Below are 20324 nucleotides of genomic sequence, written 5' to 3'. Positions count from 1 at the left end.
TCCTCCGGCCGAGTGACATAGTCGATCAACGCCGCGTACTGTGCGCGGCCTGTGCACTTGTCGCTGTGCACAACTCGGTACGTGAACAACATCCCGATCGTTCAGGAGGATGCCGATGAACCGCTCGGCCCGCGCGTTCTGGCTCCGCTCTCCGGGCCACGGAGAGCTGCGTGACGTCACCCTCGCGGAGCCCGCCGAGGGCGAGGTGCTGGTGCGCGCGCTGTACTCCGGAGTCAGCCGGGGCACCGAGACACTGGTGTTCCGCGGCGGGGTGCCGGAGAGCCAACACGCGGTGATGCGTGCGCCGTTCCAGGAGGGCGAGTTCCCCGGGCCGGTGAAATACGGCTACCTGAGTGTGGGCGTCGTGGAGGCGGGCCCCGCCGAGCTGGCCGGGCGTACGGTGTTCTGCCTGTACCCGCATCAGACGCGTTACGTCGTCCCGGTGAGCGCGGTGACGGTGGTACCGGAGGGGGTACCGGCGGCACGTGCGGTGCTCGCGGGCACCGTGGAGACCGCCGTCAACGCCCTCTGGGACGCGGCGCCCCTGGTCGGCGACCGGATCGCGGTGATCGGCGGCGGCATGGTCGGCTGCTCGGTAGCCGCCCTGCTCGCCCGCTTCCCGGGCGTACGGCTCCAGCTGGTCGACGCCGACCCGGGCCGCGCCAAGACCGCCGAGGCGCTGGGGGTGGACTTCGCGACACCCGGGGACGCCCTCGACGGCTGCGACCTGGTCGTCCACGCCAGCGCCACCGAGCAGGGCCTCACCCGCGCCCTGGAACTCCTGACCCCCGAGGGCACGGTCATCGAACTGAGCTGGTACGGCGACCGGCGGATCGCCCTCCCGCTCGGCGAGGCCTTCCACTCCCGGCGCCTGACCGTGCGCAGCAGCCAGGTCGGCACCGTCTCCCCGGCCGCCCGCTCCGGACGCGGTTACGCCGACCGGCTCGCCCTGGCCCTCGACCTGCTCGCCGACCCGGCGCTGGACGCCCTCATCACGGGGGAAAGCGCGTTCGAGGAGCTCCCGGACGTGCTCCCGAAACTCGCCTCCGGGGAGATTCCGGCGCTCTGCCACCGGGTCCGCTACGGCGACATCGGCTGACGCGACGTCCCATGCGGGCGGCCAAGAGGCCCTGACCTGAGAAAAGAGTCAGAGTGGACTGAACACGGGGAAGCCGACAGCCGTACTAAGGGCATCCCCCGGCAGGGATCAGCCGGGGGACCAGACGCGCCGCACCTGGAGGGTCGTCCGTTGTTCAGCATCACCGTCCGCGATCACATCATGATCGCCCACAGCTTCCACGGCGAAGTGTTCGGACCCGCGCAGCGACTGCACGGCGCCACGTTCCTGGTGGACGCCACCTTCCGGCGTGAACAGCTGGACGACGACAACATCGTCGTCGACATCGGTCTGGCCACCCAGGAACTCGGCGCCGTGGTCAGCGAGCTGAACTACCGCAACCTCGACAACGAGCCGGACTTCGCCGGGGTCAACACCTCCACGGAGTTCCTGGCCAAGGTCATCGCCGACCGGCTGGCCGAACGGATCGAGAAGGGCGCCCTGGGCGAGGGTGCCCAGGGCCTCGCTGGCCTGACCGTGACCCTGCACGAGTCGCATGTCGCCTGGGCGAGTTACGAGCGTGCCCTGTGACCGACGTGACCCTCGGCCGCCCGTCGGCCCTGACCTACGTGCCCGCGCAGCGCGCGGCGACCACCGACCCGGCCGGCGAGAACGCCCCCGCGAACATCGGGATCCTCCCCATGTCCCTGCGCATCGTGCACTTCGTCATGCCGGGCGGTGTCGACGACCTGGCCACCCCGAGCGGCGGCAACGCCTACGACCGGCGGGTCTGCCTGGATCTGCCCGGCTTCGGCTGGCAGGTCAGCAGGCACGCGGTGTCCGGCTCCTGGCCGCGTCCCGACGCGACCGCGCGGGACACCCTCGCCCGCACCCTGCGGGAGCTGCCCGACGGCGCCGTCGTCCTGCTGGACGGCCTGGTGGCCTGCGGGGTCCCCGAGGTCGTCGTACCCGAGGCCGAACGGCTGCGGCTCGCCGTCCTGGTGCACCTCCCGCTCGGCGACGAGACCGGGCTGGATCCCGCCGTGGCCGCCGACCTGGACGCCCGGGAGCGGGCGGTGCTGCGCGCCGTGCCGGCCGTGGTGGCGACCAGCGACTGGGCGGTACGACGGCTGGTCTCGCACCACGGCCTGGCACCCGAACGGGTGCATGTCGCCACACCTGGTGCCGACATCGCCCCATTGGCCGGCGGCACCGACGGTGTCTCGCACCTGCTGTGTGTCGCCGCCGTCACCCCGCGCAAGGGCCAGCACCGGCTGATCGAGGCACTCGCGGCGGTCCGGGACCTGCCGTGGACCTGCACCTGCGTGGGCGGTCTCGGCCAGGACCCCGAGTACGTCGCCCACCTGCGGTCGCTGATCGCCCGGCACGGTCTGACGGACCGGCTGCACCTCGCCGGCCCCCGCTCCGGCGCGGACCTCGACGCCAGTTACGCCGCCGCCGACCTGATGGTCCTCACCTCCTACGCCGAGACCTACGGCATGGCGGTCACCGAGGCCCTCGCCCGCGGCATCCCGGTGCTCGCCACCGATGTCGGCGGCCTGCCGGAAGCGGTGGGCAGGGCCCCCGACGGCGGGGTACCCGGCATCCTCGTACCGCCGGAGGATCCCGCCGCGCTCGCCGCCGAACTGCGCGGCTGGTTCGGGGAGGCGGACGTACGCCGTCGTCTGAAGGCCGCCGCGCGCGGCCGTCGGGCGGCGCTCGACGGCTGGGCGACGACCGCCCGCAGCCTGGCAGGAGTCCTGTTGAGGCTCCCCGACGAACCCCGGAGGGCGGCATGACCAGCGAGACGACGACCACCACCACGGTCGGCGCGATACCCGCGCAGCCCGGACCCGGGAATGTCATCGACGCAGGGGTGGAACGAGAGCACATGGATGCCGCAGCCTCCGGTGAGCCCGGACGGTCCGAGGTCATAGCCGGGGCCGGCCCCGTCGTACGGCTGGGCGAGCGGCCCACCGTCCGGCTGCGTGAGAGCGAGCCCGAGGAGCCGCCGCGGTACGCCCCCGAGTGGCTGGAGCTGCGGGAGAGCGCGGACGCGGCCGCCCGGTCGCACGACCTGCTGGACCCGCTGCGGATCCGGCTGGCCAACCTGCCCGGCAAGTCGGGCGGCCTGGTCGTGCACGACCTGGGCTGCGGGACCGGATCCATGGGCCGCTGGCTGGCGCCCCGCCTGGACGGCCCCCAGCACTGGATCCTGCACGACCGCGACCCCTACCTCCTGCACTTCGCCGCCGTCGCCTCGCCCCGGGTGGCCGCCGACGGCAGCCGGGTCACGGTGGAGACCCGCCGGGGTGACGTCGCCCGGCTCACCCCCGACGCGCTGACAGGCGCCTCGCTGGTGACCGCCTCCGCGCTCCTCGACGTCCTCACCCGGGAAGAGGTCGACACCCTCGCCGAGGCCTGCGCCGGGGCCGGCTGCCCCGCCCTGCTCACCCTCTCGGTCGCCGGACGGGTCGAGTTCGACACCCCCCTCCCGCTGGACGCGGAGCTGACGGAGGCCTTCAACGCCCACCAGCGGCGCGGCGGGATGCTCGGCCCGGACGCCGTCACCGCCGCCTGCGAGGCCTTCTTGGACCGTGGCGCCACCGTGAAGGTGAACCCCAGCGCCTGGCGGCTCGGCCCCGACGAGAAGGCGCTCACCGAGCAGTGGCTGCGCGGCTGGGTCGGCGCGGCCGTCGAGGAGCGCCCCGAACTGGCCGGCCGCGCCGAGGTCTACCTGGCCGAGCGGCTCGCCGCCTGCGCGGCCGGCGAACTGCGGGTCGTGCTGCACCACAGCGACCTGCTGGCGCTCGCCCGCCCGACCGGGGGGACCTCATGACCACGCCCGCCCTGGTCCGGGAGCCCGCCCCCGTCGTCCCGGTGGCCGTGCCGAGGCGCCCCGCCTTCCGCGCCGTCCGTGCCCACCTGGGCACCGTCGCCGGTGTCGCCATCATCGCCGTGCTGCTGTGGCGGCTCGGCACCGGCGTGTTCCTCGACGGACTGCGCCGCATCGACACCCCGACGCTGGTCGCCGGCCTGCTGATCGGGGCCGTCACGACCGTACTGAGCGCCTGGCGCTGGCAGCTGGTGGCCCGCAGCCTCGGTCTGCGGCTGCCGCTCGGGCCCGCCGTCGGCGACTACTACCGTGCGCTGTTCCTCAACGCGGCCCTGCCCGGCGGGGTGCTCGGCGACGTGCACCGGGCGGTCCGGCACGGGCAGAGCGAGGGCGACATCGGCCGCGGGGTCCGCGCGGTCGTGCTGGAACGGGCCGCGGGGCAGATCGCGTTGACGGTGTTCGGCGCGGGCGCGCTGCTGATCCTGCCCTCACCGGTCCGTGACCAGGTGCGCAGCTTCGCCCCGCTGGCAGTGGCCGGCCTGGCGGGCGCCTGCGCGGTCGTGGTCGCCATCCGGATGAACAGGGCCCCGGGCAAGCGCGGCGGCGCTCTGCGCGCGACGCTCGCCGAGGGCCGCCGGGCGCTGCTGTCGCGGCGGAACGGGCCGGGCGTCGCGCTGTCCTCGGCGGTGATCCTCGCCGGGCACGTCGTGATGTTCGTGGTGGCCGCGCGGGTCGCCGGCTCCGCCGCCTCGGTGGCCGCGCTGACGCCGATCGCGGTGCTCGCCCTGGTCGCCATGGGCCTGCCGCTGAACGTCGGCGGCTGGGGCCCGCGAGAGGGCGTCACCGCCTGGGCGTTCGCCGCGGCCGGCCTCGGCGCGGACCGCGGGCTCGCCACGGCCGTCGTCTACGGTGTCCTGAGCTTCGTGGCGGCCCTGCCGGGGCTGGTGGTCCTGGTCGTCCGCTGGTACGCCGGGATGCGCTACCCGCGTGCCGAGGTGAGCAGTTCGAAAACCGCGCCGAAGGAATCGGCGAGGCTAGCCAGGAGCTCCTTCCCCTTTTCCGCCGACCCCAGGGAGGGACGGCCGATGACACCCGACTCGGTATAGGCGGACATTCCCAGGGTGAGGAGATGACGGCGGTCGTCAGCGGTGAAATCGGCCAACTCGTGACCAGGGCGGACGAATTCGGGATGAGCGTGCAGCAGAATCGAGGTCTCGATTTCTCCCGCGTGCATGTCGGTGAGCGCCGAGGTCTCCACCCCGGCCCGCGAGAGCGCCGTCTCCCAGTCCTCCGCGGCCGGGTACAGCGCCATCCGCTCGCCCCGCGCGGACGCCTCCTGGACGACGTTGCCCAGCACGTAGTTGCCGCCGTGGCCGTTGACCACGACCAGTGCCTCGACGCCCGAGCGGTGCAACGATTCTGCGATGTCCCGGACCACCGCGTGCAGGGTCACCGAGGAGATGCTCACGGTCCCCGGCCAGGCGGCGTGCTCGTGCGAGCAGGACACCGTCACCGGCGGAAGGAGGTGCACCGGGTACGCGGCGGCGATCTCCCGGGCCACGGCACAGGCGACGAGCGTGTCCGTCGCCAGCGGAAGGAAGGGGCCGTGCTGTTCGAAGCTCCCCACGGGAAGGACGGCGACCTGAGTTGAAACGCCCGCCCCCCTGGTCCGTACCTCTTCCGTAGTGTCCGTCGGCAACAAGCCGTATGCCGCCGTACGCGCGCCCGAACCATTCGTCATTTCACGGCCTTTCGTCTCCTCTTAGGAATCAGATCATGACAGAGAACATCGGCGTAATCGGCAACAAGTCCCCACGGCGTTCGGGCGTGGAACGCGTCGTCAATGCACCGCTGCCCACCGTCTACGGGAAATTCCAGGCGATCGGCTACCTGGACCACGACCGTGGTGACGAGCAAGTGGCGCTGGTCTACGGGGACATCGAGAGCGACCGGGTGCTGACCCGGCTGCACTCCGAATGCCTCACCGGCGACGCGTTCGGCTCCCAGCACTGCGAGTGCGGCGACCAGCTGGCCGCCGCCCTGCGCGCGGTCGTCGCCGAAGGCAGCGGCATCGTCGTCTACTTGCGCGGTCACGAGGGCCGCGGCATCGGACTGCTCGGCAAGCTGCGCGCCATGGCGCTCCAGGCGGAAGGCCTGGACACGGTCGAGGCCAACCTCGCGCTCGGCCTGCCCGTCGACTCCCGCGACTACGGTGTCGCCGCCGGCATCCTGCGCGACCTCGGGGTGGGTTCGGTACGCCTGATGTCCAACAACCCGCGCAAACGCGAGTCCCTGGTGCGCCACGGCATCGAGGTCGCCGAGACGGTTCCGCTGCTCATCGAGCCGTGCGAGAACAACATCACCTACCTGCGCACCAAGCGTGAGCGGCTCGACCACGTGCTGCCCCACCTGGACGCGGTGGCGCACTGGTCCTGAGGTACCCGGCGGCCTCCGGGGGAAGGAAGAGGGGAGACCGACAGGAGGCACACGCGTGAATCTCCGGGCCCGGGCGGTGATCATCGGCGGCGGGGTGATGGGCACCAGCATCGCCTACCACCTGGCGAGCGCGGGGGTCCGCGACGTCGTCCTCGTCGAACGCGACGAACTCGCCGCCGGCTCCACCTCGAAGGCCGCCGGCGGAGTGCGCGCCCAGTTCTCGGACGAACTCAACATCCGCCTGGGCGCACGCAGTCTGGAGGCCTTCGCCCGGTTCGGCGAGGAGATCGGTTACGACATCGGGCTGCACCGTGTCGGCTACCTCTTCCTCCTGTCCACCCCCGAGGAGGTCGCCTCCTTCGAGGCGGGTGTCCGGCTCCAGAACCACCTCGGTGTGCCCAGCCGGATGCTCACCCCGAAAGAGGCGGCGCGGCTCTCCCCGCTGATCGCCACCGACGGACTGCTGGCCGCCGCCTACTCCCCGGACGACGGCCACTGCACCCCCGAGTCCGTCGTGCACGGCTACGCGGCCGCCGCCCGCGCCCAGGGTGCCCGCGTACTGCGCCACACCGAGGCCACCGGCATCGAACGGGACGGGGCCCGCATCACCGCCGTGCACACCACCCTCGGCCGGATCGCCACCGACACGGTGATCTGCGCGGCCGGGGCGTGGTCGAGGGCGGTCGGCGCGATGGCCGGCGTCGACCTGCCGGTGCAGCCGCTGCGCCGCCAGATCGCGGTCACCGAGCCGGTCCCCGGACTGCCGCCCACGCTGCCCATGACCATCGACTTCGGCAGCAGCCTGTACTTCCACGCCGAGGGCCCGGGACTGCTGCTCGGCATGTCCGACCCCGACGAGCGGCCGGGCTTCGCGACCGACCCGCACGACCGCTGGATCCCGCGCCTGTGCGCGGCGATGGAGCGGCGCGCGCCCGCCCTGCTCGACCTGCGCCGCACCGGCGGCTGGGCCGGCCTGTACGAGAACACCCCGGACCACAACGCCCTGATCGGCGAGGCGACTTCGGTCTCCCGGTTCCTGTACGCCACCGGGTTCTCCGGCCACGGTTTCCTCCAGGGCCCGGCGGTCGGCGAGGTGATCCGCGACCTCTACCTCGGCCGCGCCCCCTTCCTCGACGTCCGCCCGCTCGGCGCCGGCCGGTTCGCGGCCGGCGCCTCCCGCCCGGAGACCAACCTCGTGTGAGCGCCGGTCAGTCCTGGATCGTCTCGTGGACCAGCCGGCGCAGCTCCGGGAGGATCTTCAGCGTCTTGGGGCGCACCTGGGTGTGGAACTGCACGGTCAGGTCGTGCGCGGGGTCGACCCAGAAGGCGGTGGTGGCCGCGCCGGTCCACCCGTAGGCGCCGAGACTGCTGGGCGAGAGGGTACGGGCGGGGTCGATCACCACGGAGACGCCCAGGCCGAAGCCGAGGCCGTCGTTGCCGGGCTCCTGGTGGGGCGGGGCGCCGAAGGCCCGCAGATCGGTGCCCCCGGGCAGGTGGTTGCCGGCCAGCAGGTCCACCGAGGCGGGGGAGAGCAGCCGGACGCCGTCCAGCTCGCCGCCCCGGCGCAGCATCTCCATGAAGCGGTGGTAGTCGTACGCCGTCGCCGCCAGTCCGCCGCTGCCGGACAGCAGGCGGGGACGGCCGCGCAACGGCAGCCCGGGGATCGCCTCGATGCCCCCGCCCTCCGTCTCGCCGTACAACTCCGAGAGCCGGTCCGCCTGTTCGGGCACGATGTGCAGGCCCGCGTCCGGCATGCCGAGCGGACGGAAGATCCGGTCCGCGAAGAACTCGTCGAGCCGCTGCCCGGAGACCACCTCGATGACGCGGCTGAGCACGTTGAAGCCGACGGAGTAGTTCCACTGCGTGCCCGGCTCGAACTGGAGGGGCATACGGGCGTACACCGACATCGTCTCGGCGAGGTCCGCGCCCGCGGGCACCGAGAACTCCAGGCCGGCCTCGCGGTAGCGGGCGTCCACCGGGTGCGCGTGGTAGAACGCGAAGGTCAGCCCGGCGGTGTGGGTGAGCAGGTGCCGGATCAGGATCGGCCCGTCGGCCGGCCGGGTCACCATGCCGTCGCCCGAACCGCTCACGTACACCCGGGGCTCGGCGAACTCCGGCAGCAGGCGGCCGACCGGGTCGTCCAGGGACAGCACGCCGTCCTCCACCAGCAGCAGGATCGCCACCGCGGTGACCGGCTTGGTCATCGAGTACACCCGCCAGATGGTGTCCGGCTCGACGGGCAGTCCGGCCGCGCGGTCGCGGTGGCCCTGCGTGGTGAGGTGGGCGATCCGGCCGCCGCGTGCCACGGACACCAGGTAGCCGGGCAGGCGTCCTTCGTCGACGTAGTGGGCGAAGTGCTGGTCGAGGCGGTCCAGCGCCTTCACGTCCAGCCCGACCTCACTGGGGTCGACTTCCTGTCGCAGCTGTGCCATCGCTCTCCTCCGGTCGTGTCGCCCCGCCGTGCGGTGCGACCTCGGACCTCATCGTCGCGCAGGAAACGGCGAACCGGCCCGCGCATCCGCGTGTGGTGTGACGGACGCTATAGAAGGGGTGCCGGGTGAGGGGGACGCGACCGCCACGCCGGGGGCGGCCGGGAACGCCCCTGCGAGCTGCGGTTCCGCGGTCCCGGTGTCGCGGCGGGCCGCCCTCGTGTACATGCCCCCGTCTTCCCCTGTGCACTCCGGGTACACCCGGCCCGGCGGGAATGCGGGGCGGGTCGGACGGGGTTCTCCGGAGCATGACCCAGGACGCTCTTCTGAAGCTGCTCGCCGAAGGCAACCACGGGGTGCTGGTCACCCTCAAGAGCGACGGCCGCCCCCAGCTGTCCAATGTCAATCACGCGTACTACCCGGACGAGCGGACCGTCCGGGTCTCGATCACGGACGACCGCGCCAAGACCCGCAACCTGCGCCGTGACCCGCGTGCCTCCTACCACGTCACCAGCCCCGACCGCTGGGCGTACACGGTCGCGGAGGGCACCGCCGAGCTCTCGCCGGTCGCCCGGGACCCGTACGACGCGACCGTCGAGGAGCTCGTCCGCCTCTACCGAGACGTCCAGGGCGAACACCCGGACTGGGAGGACTACCGCGCCGCGATGGTCCGCGACCGCCGGCTGGTGCTGCGGCTGCGCGTGGAGCGGGCGTACGGCATTCCACGCGCCTGACCCCCGGCCCGGGGCCGGACCTAGGACCGGTGATCCAGGGCGATCGGCCGATGGCCGCGCGCGAGGGCGGACGCCTAGGCTTCCTGGCACCGAACGGCAGTCCAGGAAGAGGTCACCATGCCCGTCAACGGCCGCAGTCACCTCCGCGTCGCCCGGCCCTCCCGGGACCTGGCCGCGGCCGAGCGGTTCTGGGTGCGGGGGCTGGGTCTCGGTGTGGTGTGGCGGGCCGAGGGCGGGCCGGAGCCGGGCGAGCACGACCTGCTGATGCTGGGCTGGCCGGACGCCGGCTGGCATCTGGAGCTGGTCCACGAACCCGCCCGGCCCGTCGAGCCGCGGCCCACCGAGGAGGACCTGCTGGTGGTCTACGTCGACGGCCCGGTCCCCGACGACCTGGTCGCCCGGCTGGAGGAGCACGGCGGCACCCGGGTGCCGTCACCGAATCCGTACTGGAACCGGTGGGGCGTCACGATCGAGGACCCGGACGGGTACCGGCTCGTGCTGTGCGAGCGGGGCTGGTCCAACGCGTAGCCGCGGCTGCTTGCCGCCCGCCCGCGCCGCCGCTACCCTCCGCGGGTGATCAATGGGGCACATGTGGTGATCTACACGCGCGACGCCGAAGCGGACCGCGCCTTCCTCCGGGACGTCCTGGGCTGGCCGCACGTCGACGCCGGGCGCGGCTGGCTGGTCTTCAGGCTGCCGCCGGCCGAGGTGGCCTGTCACCCGGCCGACGGCGAACCCTCGCACGAACTGATGCTGATGTGCGACGACCTCGATACCACCACCGCCGAACTCACCGCGAAGGGCGTGGAGTTCAGCCGACCCGTCCAGGACGCGGCCTGGGGCCGGGTGACGGGCTTCCGGTTGCCGGGCGGAGGCGAGGTCGCCTTGTACGAGCCGCGCCACCCGCGCGCCTGACGCCGCCCTCCTCCCGTGCCCAGGTCTCCAGCGTGTGCGTGAACTCGGCTGCCTTGTCAGGCCAGTTGAAATGCGTCACGGCCGCCTCGCGACCGCGCTGGGCGGCGGTGTGGCGCAGGATCGCGTCGCTGCTCAGCCGCCGTATCGCCGCCGCGGCGGCGTGCGGATCCTCGTAGGGGACGACGAGACCGCAGCCGTGCCGCTCGACCATGTCGGCCGCGAGCGGGGTGGGCGTGGTGACGACGGGGACGCCGTGGGCCATGTACTCGACGACCTTGGTGGGCCGCGAATGGCGGTAGTTGGGCTGGTCGTGCAGGAGGGACAGGCCGGCCAGGGCGCCCGTGAGCAGCGCGAGGGCGCGGTCGTTGGGCAGGAAGCCGTGCCAGCGCAGCACGCCGTCGCGGTCGGCCGCCGTGAGCGCCTCCCGGACGTCCGGGTCGGCCGCCCCGGCCACCTCGACGCGCAGACCGGGCCCCAGGTGCCGGGCGGTCTCGATCAGGTCCAGCGCGCCCCGCGCCCGCGACAGGTGTCCGACGTACACGACGCGTTCGCTGCCCGGCGGCTCGGGCGCCTGCACCGGTGCCGTCGTGAAGTTGGGCACCACCGGGTGGGTGCGGCTGAACCGCTCCTGGTAGGCGTCCTCGGCGAGCAGCAGCCGCAGATGGCGTTCGGCCAGCCGCTCGGCCGCCCGCACACCGAGCCGCAGCGGCGACCGCAGCGCCCGGGGCACCCAGCGCTTCATGGCGAGCGCGGCGGCGGTGTCCTCGTGGACGTCCCACACGACCACGGGCGAGGCCCCGGACCGCCGCCAGCGGCGCAGGGTGCCGGGCAGGGCCAGGAGCAGTTCCGGGTCGTGGAGGAGGATCACGTCCGCCTCGTGGCCGCGTTCGGCGAGCAGGGCGCGGGCCGCGCCCACCGCGGCCCGGCGGCTCCGGCCCGCCGACCGGGGCAGGTCGATGCCTTCGAGGTCCGCTCGGGGCCGCGCCTCGCGGGCCGAGAACGGTGCCGCGTAGACGACGTGGTGACCCCGGTCCCGCAGCGCGGTGATCTGCCGGTGCAGTATGCGTGCGTCCTCGGGATGGTGGACGACGGTGACGACGAGTATCCGCATCTGAGCGCCTTTCGGCCCGCCGCCCGGAGCCCTCGGACTCCGGCCGGCGGAAGGGGGGTTGCCGCAGAGGTCGCCTACAGCACCTCGACACCGGGCCGGAAGATCCGCCCGCGGGTGTCGAAGAGCAGCCGGGCCTCGTCACCGATGGCCGGCAGGTCGTAGGCGGAGTGGTCCTGGAGCAGGATCGTCAGGTCGTGCGAGCGCACGGCCGCCATGACGTCGGTGACCCGCGGCACGGCCTCCCCGTCCACGAACCAGGCGGGCACGAACGGGTCGTGGAAGGCGATCTCGGCCTCCCGGGCCCGCAGCAGCCGGGCCACCGGCACCGCCGGCGACTCCCGCTGGTCGGCGACGTCCGGCTTGTAGGTGACGCCGAGCAGCAGCACCCGGGAGCCGTGCAGGGCGCGGCCCTCGTGGTTGAGCAGATCCTGCGCGCGCCGGACGACGTACTCCGGCATGTGCGCGTTGATCTCCCGGGCGAGTTCCACGAAGCGGAACTCGTAGCCGATCGAACGCACCTTGTACGAAAGGTAGTTGGGGTCGATCGGAATGCAGTGGCCGCCCACCCCGGCGCTCGGCCGGAAGGCCTGGAAGCCGAACGGCTTGGTGCCGGCGCAGCGGATCGCGTCCCATACGTCGACGCGCAACTCCTGGCAGAGGATCGCCAGTTCGTTGACCAGGGCGATGTTGACGTGCCGGTAGGTGTTCTCCAGGAGCTTGGCCATCTCGGCCTCCCGGGTGCCCTTGGCCTGCACCACGGTGTCGACGAGCTTGCCGTAGAAGGCGGCCGCCCGGACCGCGCACGCCGGGGTGCAGCCGCCCACCACCTTCGGGGTCTCGCGCAGCCCGTGGGTGGTGTTGCCGGGGTCGATGCGCTCCGGTGAGAACGCCAGCGCGAAGTCGTCGCCGGCCCGCAGCCCCGACTCCTCCAGGATCGGCTTCAGCACCTCTTCGGTGGTGCCCGGATAGGTGGTCGATTCGAGGACGACGAGCCGTCCGCGGCCCAGCCTGCGCGCCACCGCCCGCGCGGCGGAGGTCACCGCGCCCAGATCGGGACCGCCGTCCTCGCTGAGCGGGGTCGGCACACAGATCACGATCGTCTGCGCACGGGCCAGACACGCGTCGTCCGTGAACGCGGTGAAGCCGGCCTGCCGCATGCGGGCGACGTCGTCGTCGGAGACGTCGTCGACATGGGAGTGTCCGGCGTTGAGGCCCTCCACGACCCGTGGGTCGAGGTCGAGCCCGGCGACTCTCAGCCCGACCAGCGACGCCTCCCGCGCGAGCGGAAGCCCGACGTAGCCGAGCCCGATGACGGCCAGTTCGTAGCCGTCGGTCCGATCTTCATCCCCGAGCGATTCGCTCAATTTCCCGAGCGGTACGGCCTTTTCGACCTGCATAGGGACACTCCGCCCTCAACGGCAGACGCCGTATGGATCCGAAGGGCCCGGACGGTGCGATTCCGGGCGACGGCGGGCCTCAGACACATCCAAGAGCGAGATACGCCTCTCGGGTCGTGGCAGCGACCCTCTTCCAGGTGCGATCACGCGCCACCAGGGCGCGGGCGGATGCTCCCCATTCATGCCGCCGTTCTCGACTGTAAAGCAATACTTCGAGAGCTTCTGCCCAAGCATGAGCGGAATCGGGCGGAATGAGTTGTCCGTTGACGTTCGGTTCGACCACTTCCCGCAGGGCTGTGAGATCACTGGCCGCCACCGGAACGCCGCTCGCCATCGCCTCGACCGGCTTGAGCGGAGTGACCAGCCGGCAGACCCGTTCATCGGTGCGCGGTACCGCGAAGACATCAAGAACGCCGTGGTAGGAGCGCACATGGCGGTGCGGGACGCGACCGGTGAACAGCGCGACGCCGGCCCCCAGTCCCAGCCGGCCGGCCAGCGCCTCCAGCGCCGCGCGCTCGGGTCCGTCACCGACGATCAACAGCCGCAGCGGAACCCCCCTGCGGCGCAGCTCGGCACCCGCATGGAGCAACGTGCCGATTCCCTCGTGTGGAGTAAGGCTGCTGACAGTGCCGACCACGTAGTCGTCCGCCGCGATGCCGAGCCGGGCACGCAGCTTGGCCCCGTCCGGCGGCGGGGCGAGGAAGGTGTCGTCCACCGCGTTGGGCACGATCAGGACCCGCTCCCCGGGCACCCCGCGGGACACGATCTCGGCCTTCATCGCCGCCCCCAGCGTCAGCACGAGGTCGGCCTGGCGCATGCAGTACGTCTCCAGGGCGCGCCGCGCGCGGTAGGTCGGGTCGTCCGGGGTGCGGCCCGCCGCCTGGGTCAGCCAGGTCTCCTCCAGGAAGCCGCGCACCTCGTACACCACCGGCAGCCCGTAGGTCTCCCGCAGGGCCAGCGCCACCCGCCCGTTGCCGTGGTCGGTGGCCGCGTGCAGCACCGCGGGCCGCAGCCGCTCCACCAGGCGCCCTGCCAGCTCGGCGTTGCGGGCCAGCACCGCGCCCTGCCCGTACGGCAGGCCGAGCGGCAGCAGCCGGTGCTGCGGCACCCCGTTCACGACCTGCAGCGGACGGCCGTCCAGGACGCCCTGCGCCACCGGGAACCCGATACGGGTCACCACGTGCGGATCGAGCCCGGCGGCCCGCTGGGCCTCGGCCAGCGCCTGGGTGCGCACGGTGTAGCCGGCGTGCTTGAACGGCACCCCGTTGGTGACCAGATGGAGCACCCGGCCCGGTTCGGGCCGCACCGGCCGCCCGGCGGGCCCCGGGACCCGGGCGGCGGACGGCGCGGCGGCCGGACCGGCCGTCCGGGCCCGGACGGCGAGCCGCCCCTCGACCGGCCGCAGCCCGCGCCGCACCCGCCCCGGCAGCAGCCGCAGGCCGAGCAGCGCGGCCCGCGCGGGATCGTTGCGCAACTCGCCCCATGCGACGGATGCGGCCAAGCTGAGTGCACGGGGGATCCAGAGAACACGGCGCGGCATGGGACGGAACAGAAGTCGGGCCATGTCGTCAAGGTAGGCCGACAGAGCGGAGAACGTACGACATGAACGGCCGCGTACTCCATGTCGTAGGGACCAGGCCGAACTTCGTGAAGGCCGCGCCCGTCGTCGCCGCCCTGCGCGCGACCGGGCACGACCAGGTCCTGGTGCACACGGGTCAGCACTACGACGAACGGATGTCGCACATCTTCTTCCGGGAGCTGGGGCTGCCCGCCCCGGACACCGACCTGGGCGTCGGCTCCGGCAGCCAGGCCCGGCAGACCGCCGACCTGCTGGTGGCGCTGGAGGGCGAGCTGCTGGCCCGCGCCCCGGCCCTGGTCGTCGTGTACGGCGATGTGAACTCCACCCTCGCCGCGGCCCTGGCCGCCGCCAAGCTGGGCATCCCGGTGGCCCATGTCGAGGCGGGCCTGCGCAGCTTCGACATGGCGATGCCGGAGGAGGTCAACCGGCGCCTGGTCGACCAGCTGGCCGAACTGCTCTTCGCGACCAGTCCGGAAGCCGTGGGCCACCTCGCCCGCGAGGGCGTCGACCCGGCCCGGGTGCACCTGGTCGGCAACCCGATGATCGACACCCTGATCACCCATCTGGACCATTTCGACCCGGCCGCCGCCCGCACCGCCCACGCACTGCCCGAACGGTACGGCGTGGTCACCCTGCACCGGCCGGCCAACGTCGACGACCCCGAGGCCGCCACGGCCGCCGCCCGCGCCCTGACCGAGGCGGCCGGCCACCTCGACCTCGCCGTGCCCCTGCACCCGCGCGGCCGGGAGGCGCTGCGCAAGGCGGGCCTCGCCGACGCGCCCGGCATCCACCTGCTCGAACCACTCGGCTACGTCGAGTTCATGGGCCTGGTCCGGGGCGCCGCCGCCGTGATCACCGACTCCGGCGGCGTCCAGGAGGAGACCACCGTGCTGGGCGTGCCCTGTCTGACGCTGCGCACCACGACCGAACGCCCGGTCACCGTCAGCCACGGCACCAACCGACTGGTGAGCCACGGCGAACTGGTGCCCGCCCTGCGCAAGGTCCTGGACGGACAGCAGGCGGCCGACCCCGAGGGTCCACCGCTGTGGGACGGCAAGGCCGGCCCCCGCATCGCCCGTGTCCTCACCGAGTGGCTGGAGCGCCATGACTGACGCCACCCGCACCCGCCCCGACGGTCCCCGCGCTCCCGGGCACACCGTCCGCACCTACTGGGACACCCGGCACCGCGAACGCGACGATCTCGCCTCCGGCGGCCACATCGGCCTGGACCGGCCCGGCAACGAGATCTTCTACGCGGTACGGCTCGGCCAGCTCCTCACCCTCATCGGCGACCTGTCCAGCCCGGCGTCGCCGCTGTTCGTGCTCGACGCCGGCTGCGGCAAGGGGCACTTCGCCCGCTCCCTGGCCCGCTGCGGCCACCACGTGGACGCCTTCGACGCCAGCGAGGAGGCCGTCACCCAGGCCCGGGCCGAGGGCGGCGGACCCCGCTACACCCTGGCCGCCCTCGACGAGTGGCGCAGCCCCTGGCTCTACGACGTGGTGATGTGCGTGGACGTCCTCTTCCACGTCATGGACGACAGGGAGTGGGCGGCCGGTCTGCGCAACCTCGCCTCGCTGGTCCGGATCACCGGCCGGCTGATCGTCACCGACGAGAACACCGACGAGCCCGTGCCGCGCGGCGACTACATCCTGCACCGGCCGATCGCGGCCTACCGCAAGGAACTCGAGCCCCTGGGCCTGAGTCACTCCCTCTTCCGGCCCTACGGCTTCCGTGAGAACCGGGTCGGCTTCCATGTCTTCACAAGGACCAGCTGATGCGTCTGACCGATCTGCTCCACCCGCACCTGGACGACGTCACCTCGGTCGTGGACGCGACGAGCGGCGGCCTGCGTCTGGACCCCTACCTGCACCTGCCGCCCGGTGTGGACCTCACCCGGCACGAACAGCCGGTCGGCGAAGGGGAGCTGATGCTCCTCTGTTACGGTCCCGACGCCGCCCTGCACGGCGACGAGGCGGACTGTCTCACCGCACTGGAACGGATGCGGCCCGGCGGCCGGGGTCTGATCGTCTTCGGCCACCCCGGCATCGACCTGCCCTACCACCGGCTCCTGGACGCCCTGGTGGCCCACCGCTGTCAGGTGCTGCACGCCGCCGCGCTCGGCTACACACATCTGCACGCCGGCGCGGTGTTCGCCTGCACAGAGGAACTCCTGCCGCCGCACGACTGGTTCGGCCGCCCGCTGCCGGCGGACGGCTTCGCCACGGCCCTGCGGATCGCCGACGAGTACGTGCTCGCCGACTTCGTCTCCCGCTCCCAGCGGGCCCGGCTGATCGACCTGGAGCGGGCGGCCGAGGAGACCGCCCGCGCCCTGGAGACCGCGCGCGAGGACGGACTCGCCGAACGGCTCGCCGCCGCCCAGCGGGACAAGGACCAGCTCGCCTCGGCCCTGCGCGGGGCCCGGGAGCGGACCGGCGTCCTGGAGGCCCGCGTGGCCATGCTGGAGGGCTCCACCTCGCTGCGCGTGGGCAAGGCGCTGGTGTCGGCCGCCCGGTCGCCCAGGCGCGGCGCGGCCCGGCTGCCCGGGGAGCTGTACGGACTGTGGCGGCAGCGGAAGGCCAAGGGGCGGCCGGTGCGGGCCGTGAGCGCCGCCCCGGCACCGGAGGCGGCGGCCGACGACCGCTTTTATCTCTCCCACCGTGCCCTGTCCGTGGCACCCCGCGACCGGCTGGTGATCACCGGCGTGCTGACCGACCGAACCGCCGCCGACTTCGCGGCCGACGCCGTGGTCAGCCGGATGCTGCCGCACGACGGCCGGCTGCTGCTCGAGCGCACCGACCCGGACGTCTTCCTCGTCCAGCTCGGCGCCTGCACCGGCGAGGCGGGCCCCTGGACGCTCACCGGCACCGGACACGCCCCCGACCTGGACCGCCGCCTGGCCGAGCTGATCGGCCAGGCCCGGGGGCTGGGCCGGATGGCGGTGCTGTGGCGGGACGGGCCGGCCTCGTCCGCGCCGGGTCTGTCCCAACTGCCCTGGGACGCCGTCCTGGACGGCGACACCGGGACGGCGCTCTCCCGCCTCGACCCGGTCACCGACGGCCGCGACCGGCTCCGGGACGTCTTCCAGCTGGACAGCAGCCGGGTACGGCTGGCCCGGCTCGCCGAACTGGCCGGCGCCCCCGCCCCGACGGCCGAGCGCCGGGTCGCCGTCCTGGCCGCGCCCCGGGACGCCACCGGCGTCGCCCGGCTCGTCGCCCAGACGCTCTGCCAGCTGCACCGGCCGGCCGAGGTGGTCGTCGCCGACCCGGCGGGGCTCGACCTCGGCGAACTCACCGCCGCCTCGGTCACCGTCCACTCCGGACCGCCCACCGCGCCCTGGGTCGCCGACTGGACGGACCTCACCGAGGACCGCCCCGACACCCTGCTGCTCGACCTGCTGTGCGCCCAGGAGTTCTCGGGCGCCGACGCGGTGGGCCACACCCCCGCCGCCGACGACTACGTCTTCGTACCGACCCTGACGCCGCTTCTGGTCCGCCGGTCGCTGCTGGACACCGGCACCCCACCGGAGACCTGGTCGCGGGCCGGCCACCGCCTGTTCGCCGTGCGTGGAAAGGAGCCGTCATGACCCGCACCCTCCGGGCGCTCGTCTACGGCGACGTGGACCTCAACCTCATCGACGGCTCGGCCGTCTGGGCGCAGTCGACCGTGCAGGCGCTGTCCCGCGCGGGCTGCCGGACCCGGCTCGTCCTCAAGGCCCCCGTGGAGACCGGCCGGCTGACCGACCCGCTGGCCGGACTTCCCGGGGTCACCGTGGTCCGCCCGTACGAGGAGCACCTCGTCCCCGGCCAGGGCGCGCACCCCCTGTCCCCGTACCAGGCCTCGCAACTGCTCGCCCGCCTCGACGAGGAGGAGCCCTGCGACCTGCTGGTGCTGCGCGGCCGCCGGCTGGTGAAGCAGATCGTCGGCGACGGCCACTTCCACGGACGCATCTGGGCCTACCTCACCGACATCCCGCAGTCCCCGGCCCAGATGACCGAACAGGACCGCGTCGACCTGGCCCGCATCGCCGACGCCTCCCGGCAACTCCTGTGCCAGACCGAGGAGTTGCGCTGCTTCCTGGAGGCCTGGGTGCCGGAGGCCTGCGGCCGGGCCGTGCTCTGCCCGCCCGCGGTGCCCGAACCCGGCTTCCCGGTCCCGCAGCGCGACGCACTGCGCGATCCCGTACGCCTCGTCTACACCGGCAAGTTCGCGCCCCGCTGGAACACCCTGCCCATGACCCGGCTGCCCGCACGGCTCGCCGAACGCGGCATCCGGGCCGAACTCCACGCCGTCGGCGACAAGATCCACCAGGATGCCGCCCACCCCGGGTTCGACACCGCCATGGCCGAGGCACTGCGCACCACCCCCGAGGTCGTCCACCACGGCGGCGTGCCCCGCGAGGAGGCCATGCGGATCGCGGCCGACTGCGACCTCGGCCTCGGCTGGCGCGACCCCTCACTCGACGCCAGCCTCGAACTCTCCACCAAGGTGCTGGAGTTCGGCTCCCTCGGCCTGCCCGTCGTGCTCAACCGCACGCCCGCGCACGAGGCGCTGCTCGGCACCGACTACCCGCTGTTCGTGCCCGGCGACGCGGCCCTCGCGGACGCGGTGGACGCGGTCACCGTCGCCGTACGCGGCCCCGGGGCCAGGCAGCTCGCGGCCGACCGGTGCACGGCCGCGGCGCGGCAGTACACCATGGAGGCCGCGGCGGCCCGCTGGCGCGCCCACCTCGACGGCGCCTTCCCCGCCGCACCCGCCGCCGTCGCCGGCCGCGCACGCCCGCTGCGGATCGGGGTGGCGGGCCACGACCTGAAGTTCCTCACCCGGCTGCTCGACCACCTCCGCGCCCTGCCCGGCTTCGACGTACGCGTCGACGCCTGGCCCGCGCTCGCCAAGCACGACCCGGCCGCGAGCCGTGAACTGGCCGACTGGGCCGATGTGGTGGTCGTCGAGTGGTGTGGTCCGGCGGCGGTCTGGTACAGCCGCCACAAGCGGCACGGCAGCAGGCTGATCGTCCGCCTGCACCGCTTCGAACTCGACGCCGGCTACCCGCAGCAGCTCGACATCGACGCCGTCGACCGCGTGATCTGCGTCAGCCCGTACTACGCCCGCAGCACCCGGGAGCGCACCGGCTGGCCCGCATCGAAGATCACCACGATCGGCAACTGGGTCGACGTCGGCCAGCTCGACCGGCCCAAGGCGCCCGGCGCCCGGCACCGCCTCGGCATGATCGGCATCGCGCCCAGCCGCAAACGACTCGACCTCGGTCTCGACGTCCTGGAGTCGCTGCGCGCCCACGACCGGCGCTGGCACCTCTCGGTCAAGTCCAAGCCGCCGTGGGAGTACTGGTGGATCTGGAACAAGCCCGAGGAACGCGCCCACTACGAGGCCGTCCTGCGCCGCATGCAGACCTCGCCGCTGCTCGAAGGGGCCGTCGTCTTCGACCAGTTCGGGCCGGACGTGCCGAACTGGCTGCGCCGCGTCGGCCATGTTCTTTCCACCAGCGACGACGAGAGCTTCCATCTCGCACCGGCCGAGGGCATGGCCTCCGGTGCGGTGCCCGCGCTGCTGCCGTGGCCGGGCGCGGACGAGATCTACGACCGCCGCTGGATCCACGCCACCCCGCAGGCGATGGCCGAGTCGATCGCCGCACTGGGCGAGCAGGACGAGTGGCGGGAGGCCGGGGAAACGGCCCGCGGCCAGGTACGGGAGGGCTTCTCGCTGGAACGGGTGGCGAAGGAGTGGACGGAACTGCTGGTCTCCGGCTGACCTGCTGAGCGGCCCGCGGTTCTCGCGTTGGCCGGGGCCTGCCCGAAGACCCCGCCCGCGGCG

At 73.3% G+C, this 20324-nt stretch carries 18 protein-coding genes and 1 pseudogene; 14 read left to right on the top strand and 5 right to left on the bottom strand.

Translation table 11 applies throughout. The annotated features are described in order from the left end of the window. Positions 1–115: 115 nt before the first annotated feature. From ACFXI4_RS38615 to ACFXI4_RS38595, 5 genes and pseudogenes are all read left to right on the top strand, one after another. A complete protein-coding gene (locus tag ACFXI4_RS38615) occupies positions 116–1099 on the top strand; it encodes a dehydrogenase (RefSeq protein WP_385000499.1) in 984 nt (327 codons plus the stop codon). Positions 1100–1249: 150 nt separating this feature from the next. Further along, the gene (locus ACFXI4_RS38610) at positions 1250–1648 is read left to right on the top strand and encodes a 6-carboxytetrahydropterin synthase (RefSeq protein ID WP_362726034.1); all 399 of its coding nucleotides are present in this window, start codon (positions 1250–1252) and stop codon (positions 1646–1648) included. After that, the gene (locus ACFXI4_RS38605; protein WP_385000497.1) at positions 1645–2856 is read left to right on the top strand and encodes a glycosyltransferase family 4 protein; all 1212 of its coding nucleotides are present in this window, start codon (positions 1645–1647) and stop codon (positions 2854–2856) included. The genes ACFXI4_RS38610 and ACFXI4_RS38605 overlap by 4 nt, the downstream gene beginning before the upstream one ends. A 92-nt stretch (positions 2857–2948) precedes the next feature. Then, complete coding sequence (locus tag ACFXI4_RS38600) at positions 2949–3896, top strand: class I SAM-dependent methyltransferase (RefSeq protein WP_385000534.1); 948 nt, start codon at positions 2949–2951, stop codon at positions 3894–3896. Then, a pseudogene (locus ACFXI4_RS38595) lies at positions 3893–4774 on the top strand (YbhN family protein); the annotation flags it as partial. The gene ACFXI4_RS38600 and the pseudogene ACFXI4_RS38595, both read left to right, overlap by 4 nt. 98 nt (positions 4775–4872) lie before the next feature. On the opposite strand, the gene ACFXI4_RS38590 reads toward ACFXI4_RS38595, so the two are convergent. Continuing rightward, a complete protein-coding gene (locus tag ACFXI4_RS38590) occupies positions 4873–5634 on the bottom strand; it encodes a creatininase family protein (protein ID WP_385000494.1) in 762 nt (253 codons plus the stop codon). A gap of 35 nt (positions 5635–5669) precedes the next feature. On the opposite strand from ACFXI4_RS38590, the gene ribA reads away from it, so the two are divergent. Both ribA and ACFXI4_RS38580 read left to right on the top strand, forming a co-directional pair. Then, the gene (gene ribA / locus ACFXI4_RS38585) at positions 5670–6329 is read left to right on the top strand and encodes a GTP cyclohydrolase II (RefSeq protein WP_362725422.1); all 660 of its coding nucleotides are present in this window, start codon (positions 5670–5672) and stop codon (positions 6327–6329) included. Between the two features lie 55 nt (positions 6330–6384). Further along, on the top strand, positions 6385–7530 hold the full coding sequence (locus ACFXI4_RS38580) for an NAD(P)/FAD-dependent oxidoreductase (RefSeq protein ID WP_385000491.1): 1146 nt from the start codon (positions 6385–6387) through the stop codon (positions 7528–7530). Positions 7531–7537: 7 nt separating this feature from the next. Here the strand turns inward: ACFXI4_RS38580 and ACFXI4_RS38575 are convergent, their stop codons facing one another. Further along, a complete protein-coding gene (locus tag ACFXI4_RS38575) occupies positions 7538–8761 on the bottom strand; it encodes a serine hydrolase domain-containing protein (protein WP_385000488.1) in 1224 nt (407 codons plus the stop codon). Between the two features lie 305 nt (positions 8762–9066). Here ACFXI4_RS38575 and ACFXI4_RS38570 point away from each other — a divergent pair, with 305 nt between their 5' ends. From ACFXI4_RS38570 to ACFXI4_RS38560, 3 genes are all read left to right on the top strand, one after another. Beyond that, complete coding sequence (locus ACFXI4_RS38570; RefSeq protein WP_385000485.1) at positions 9067–9492, top strand: PPOX class F420-dependent oxidoreductase; 426 nt, start codon at positions 9067–9069, stop codon at positions 9490–9492. A gap of 117 nt (positions 9493–9609) precedes the next feature. Further along, the gene (locus ACFXI4_RS38565) at positions 9610–10020 is read left to right on the top strand and encodes a VOC family protein (protein ID WP_385000482.1); all 411 of its coding nucleotides are present in this window, start codon (positions 9610–9612) and stop codon (positions 10018–10020) included. A gap of 45 nt (positions 10021–10065) precedes the next feature. Then, positions 10066–10407: a VOC family protein gene (locus ACFXI4_RS38560; protein WP_385000479.1), complete on the top strand. Its 342-nt coding sequence runs from the start codon at positions 10066–10068 to the stop codon at positions 10405–10407. Here the strand turns inward: ACFXI4_RS38560 and ACFXI4_RS38555 are convergent. The 3 genes from ACFXI4_RS38555 to ACFXI4_RS38545 form a co-directional block, all read right to left on the bottom strand. Further along, positions 10304–11518 (bottom strand): glycosyltransferase, encoded by a 1215-nt coding sequence (locus ACFXI4_RS38555; RefSeq protein WP_385000476.1) that lies wholly within the window; start codon positions 11516–11518, stop codon positions 10304–10306. The genes ACFXI4_RS38560 and ACFXI4_RS38555 overlap by 104 nt on opposite strands. A gap of 74 nt (positions 11519–11592) precedes the next feature. Continuing rightward, entirely contained in the window at positions 11593–12915 is a 1323-nt protein-coding gene (locus ACFXI4_RS38550; RefSeq protein WP_385000473.1) for a nucleotide sugar dehydrogenase, read from the bottom strand. A gap of 79 nt (positions 12916–12994) precedes the next feature. Then, a complete protein-coding gene (locus ACFXI4_RS38545) occupies positions 12995–14416 on the bottom strand; it encodes a glycosyltransferase (RefSeq protein WP_385000470.1) in 1422 nt (473 codons plus the stop codon). 101 nt (positions 14417–14517) lie between these two features. On the opposite strand from ACFXI4_RS38545, the gene wecB reads away from it, so the two are divergent. From wecB to ACFXI4_RS38525, 4 genes are read left to right on the top strand one after another with little or no spacing between them, the layout of a single operon-like run. Then, positions 14518–15606, top strand: coding sequence for a non-hydrolyzing UDP-N-acetylglucosamine 2-epimerase (gene wecB, locus ACFXI4_RS38540; RefSeq protein ID WP_385000467.1), 1089 nt, complete (start codon positions 14518–14520; stop codon positions 15604–15606). Next, complete coding sequence (locus ACFXI4_RS38535) at positions 15599–16270, top strand: methyltransferase domain-containing protein (protein ID WP_362731072.1); 672 nt, start codon at positions 15599–15601, stop codon at positions 16268–16270. The genes wecB and ACFXI4_RS38535 overlap by 8 nt, the downstream gene beginning before the upstream one ends. After that, positions 16270–18078 carry a hypothetical protein gene (locus ACFXI4_RS38530; RefSeq protein WP_385000464.1) on the top strand — a complete coding sequence of 603 codons (1809 nt, stop codon included), beginning with the start codon at positions 16270–16272 and terminating at the stop codon, positions 18076–18078. Before ACFXI4_RS38535 ends, ACFXI4_RS38530 begins: the two co-directional genes overlap by 1 nt. Next, positions 18075–20261, top strand: coding sequence for a glycosyltransferase (locus ACFXI4_RS38525; RefSeq protein ID WP_385000461.1), 2187 nt, complete (start codon positions 18075–18077; stop codon positions 20259–20261). The genes ACFXI4_RS38530 and ACFXI4_RS38525 overlap by 4 nt, the downstream gene beginning before the upstream one ends. Positions 20262–20324: the final 63 nt, after the last annotated feature.

This window comes from Streptomyces sp. NPDC059224, from assembly GCF_042754285.1.
Lineage (GTDB): Bacteria > Actinomycetota > Actinomycetes > Streptomycetales > Streptomycetaceae > Streptomyces.
This window is presented reverse-complemented; position numbering and strand designations above follow the sequence as displayed.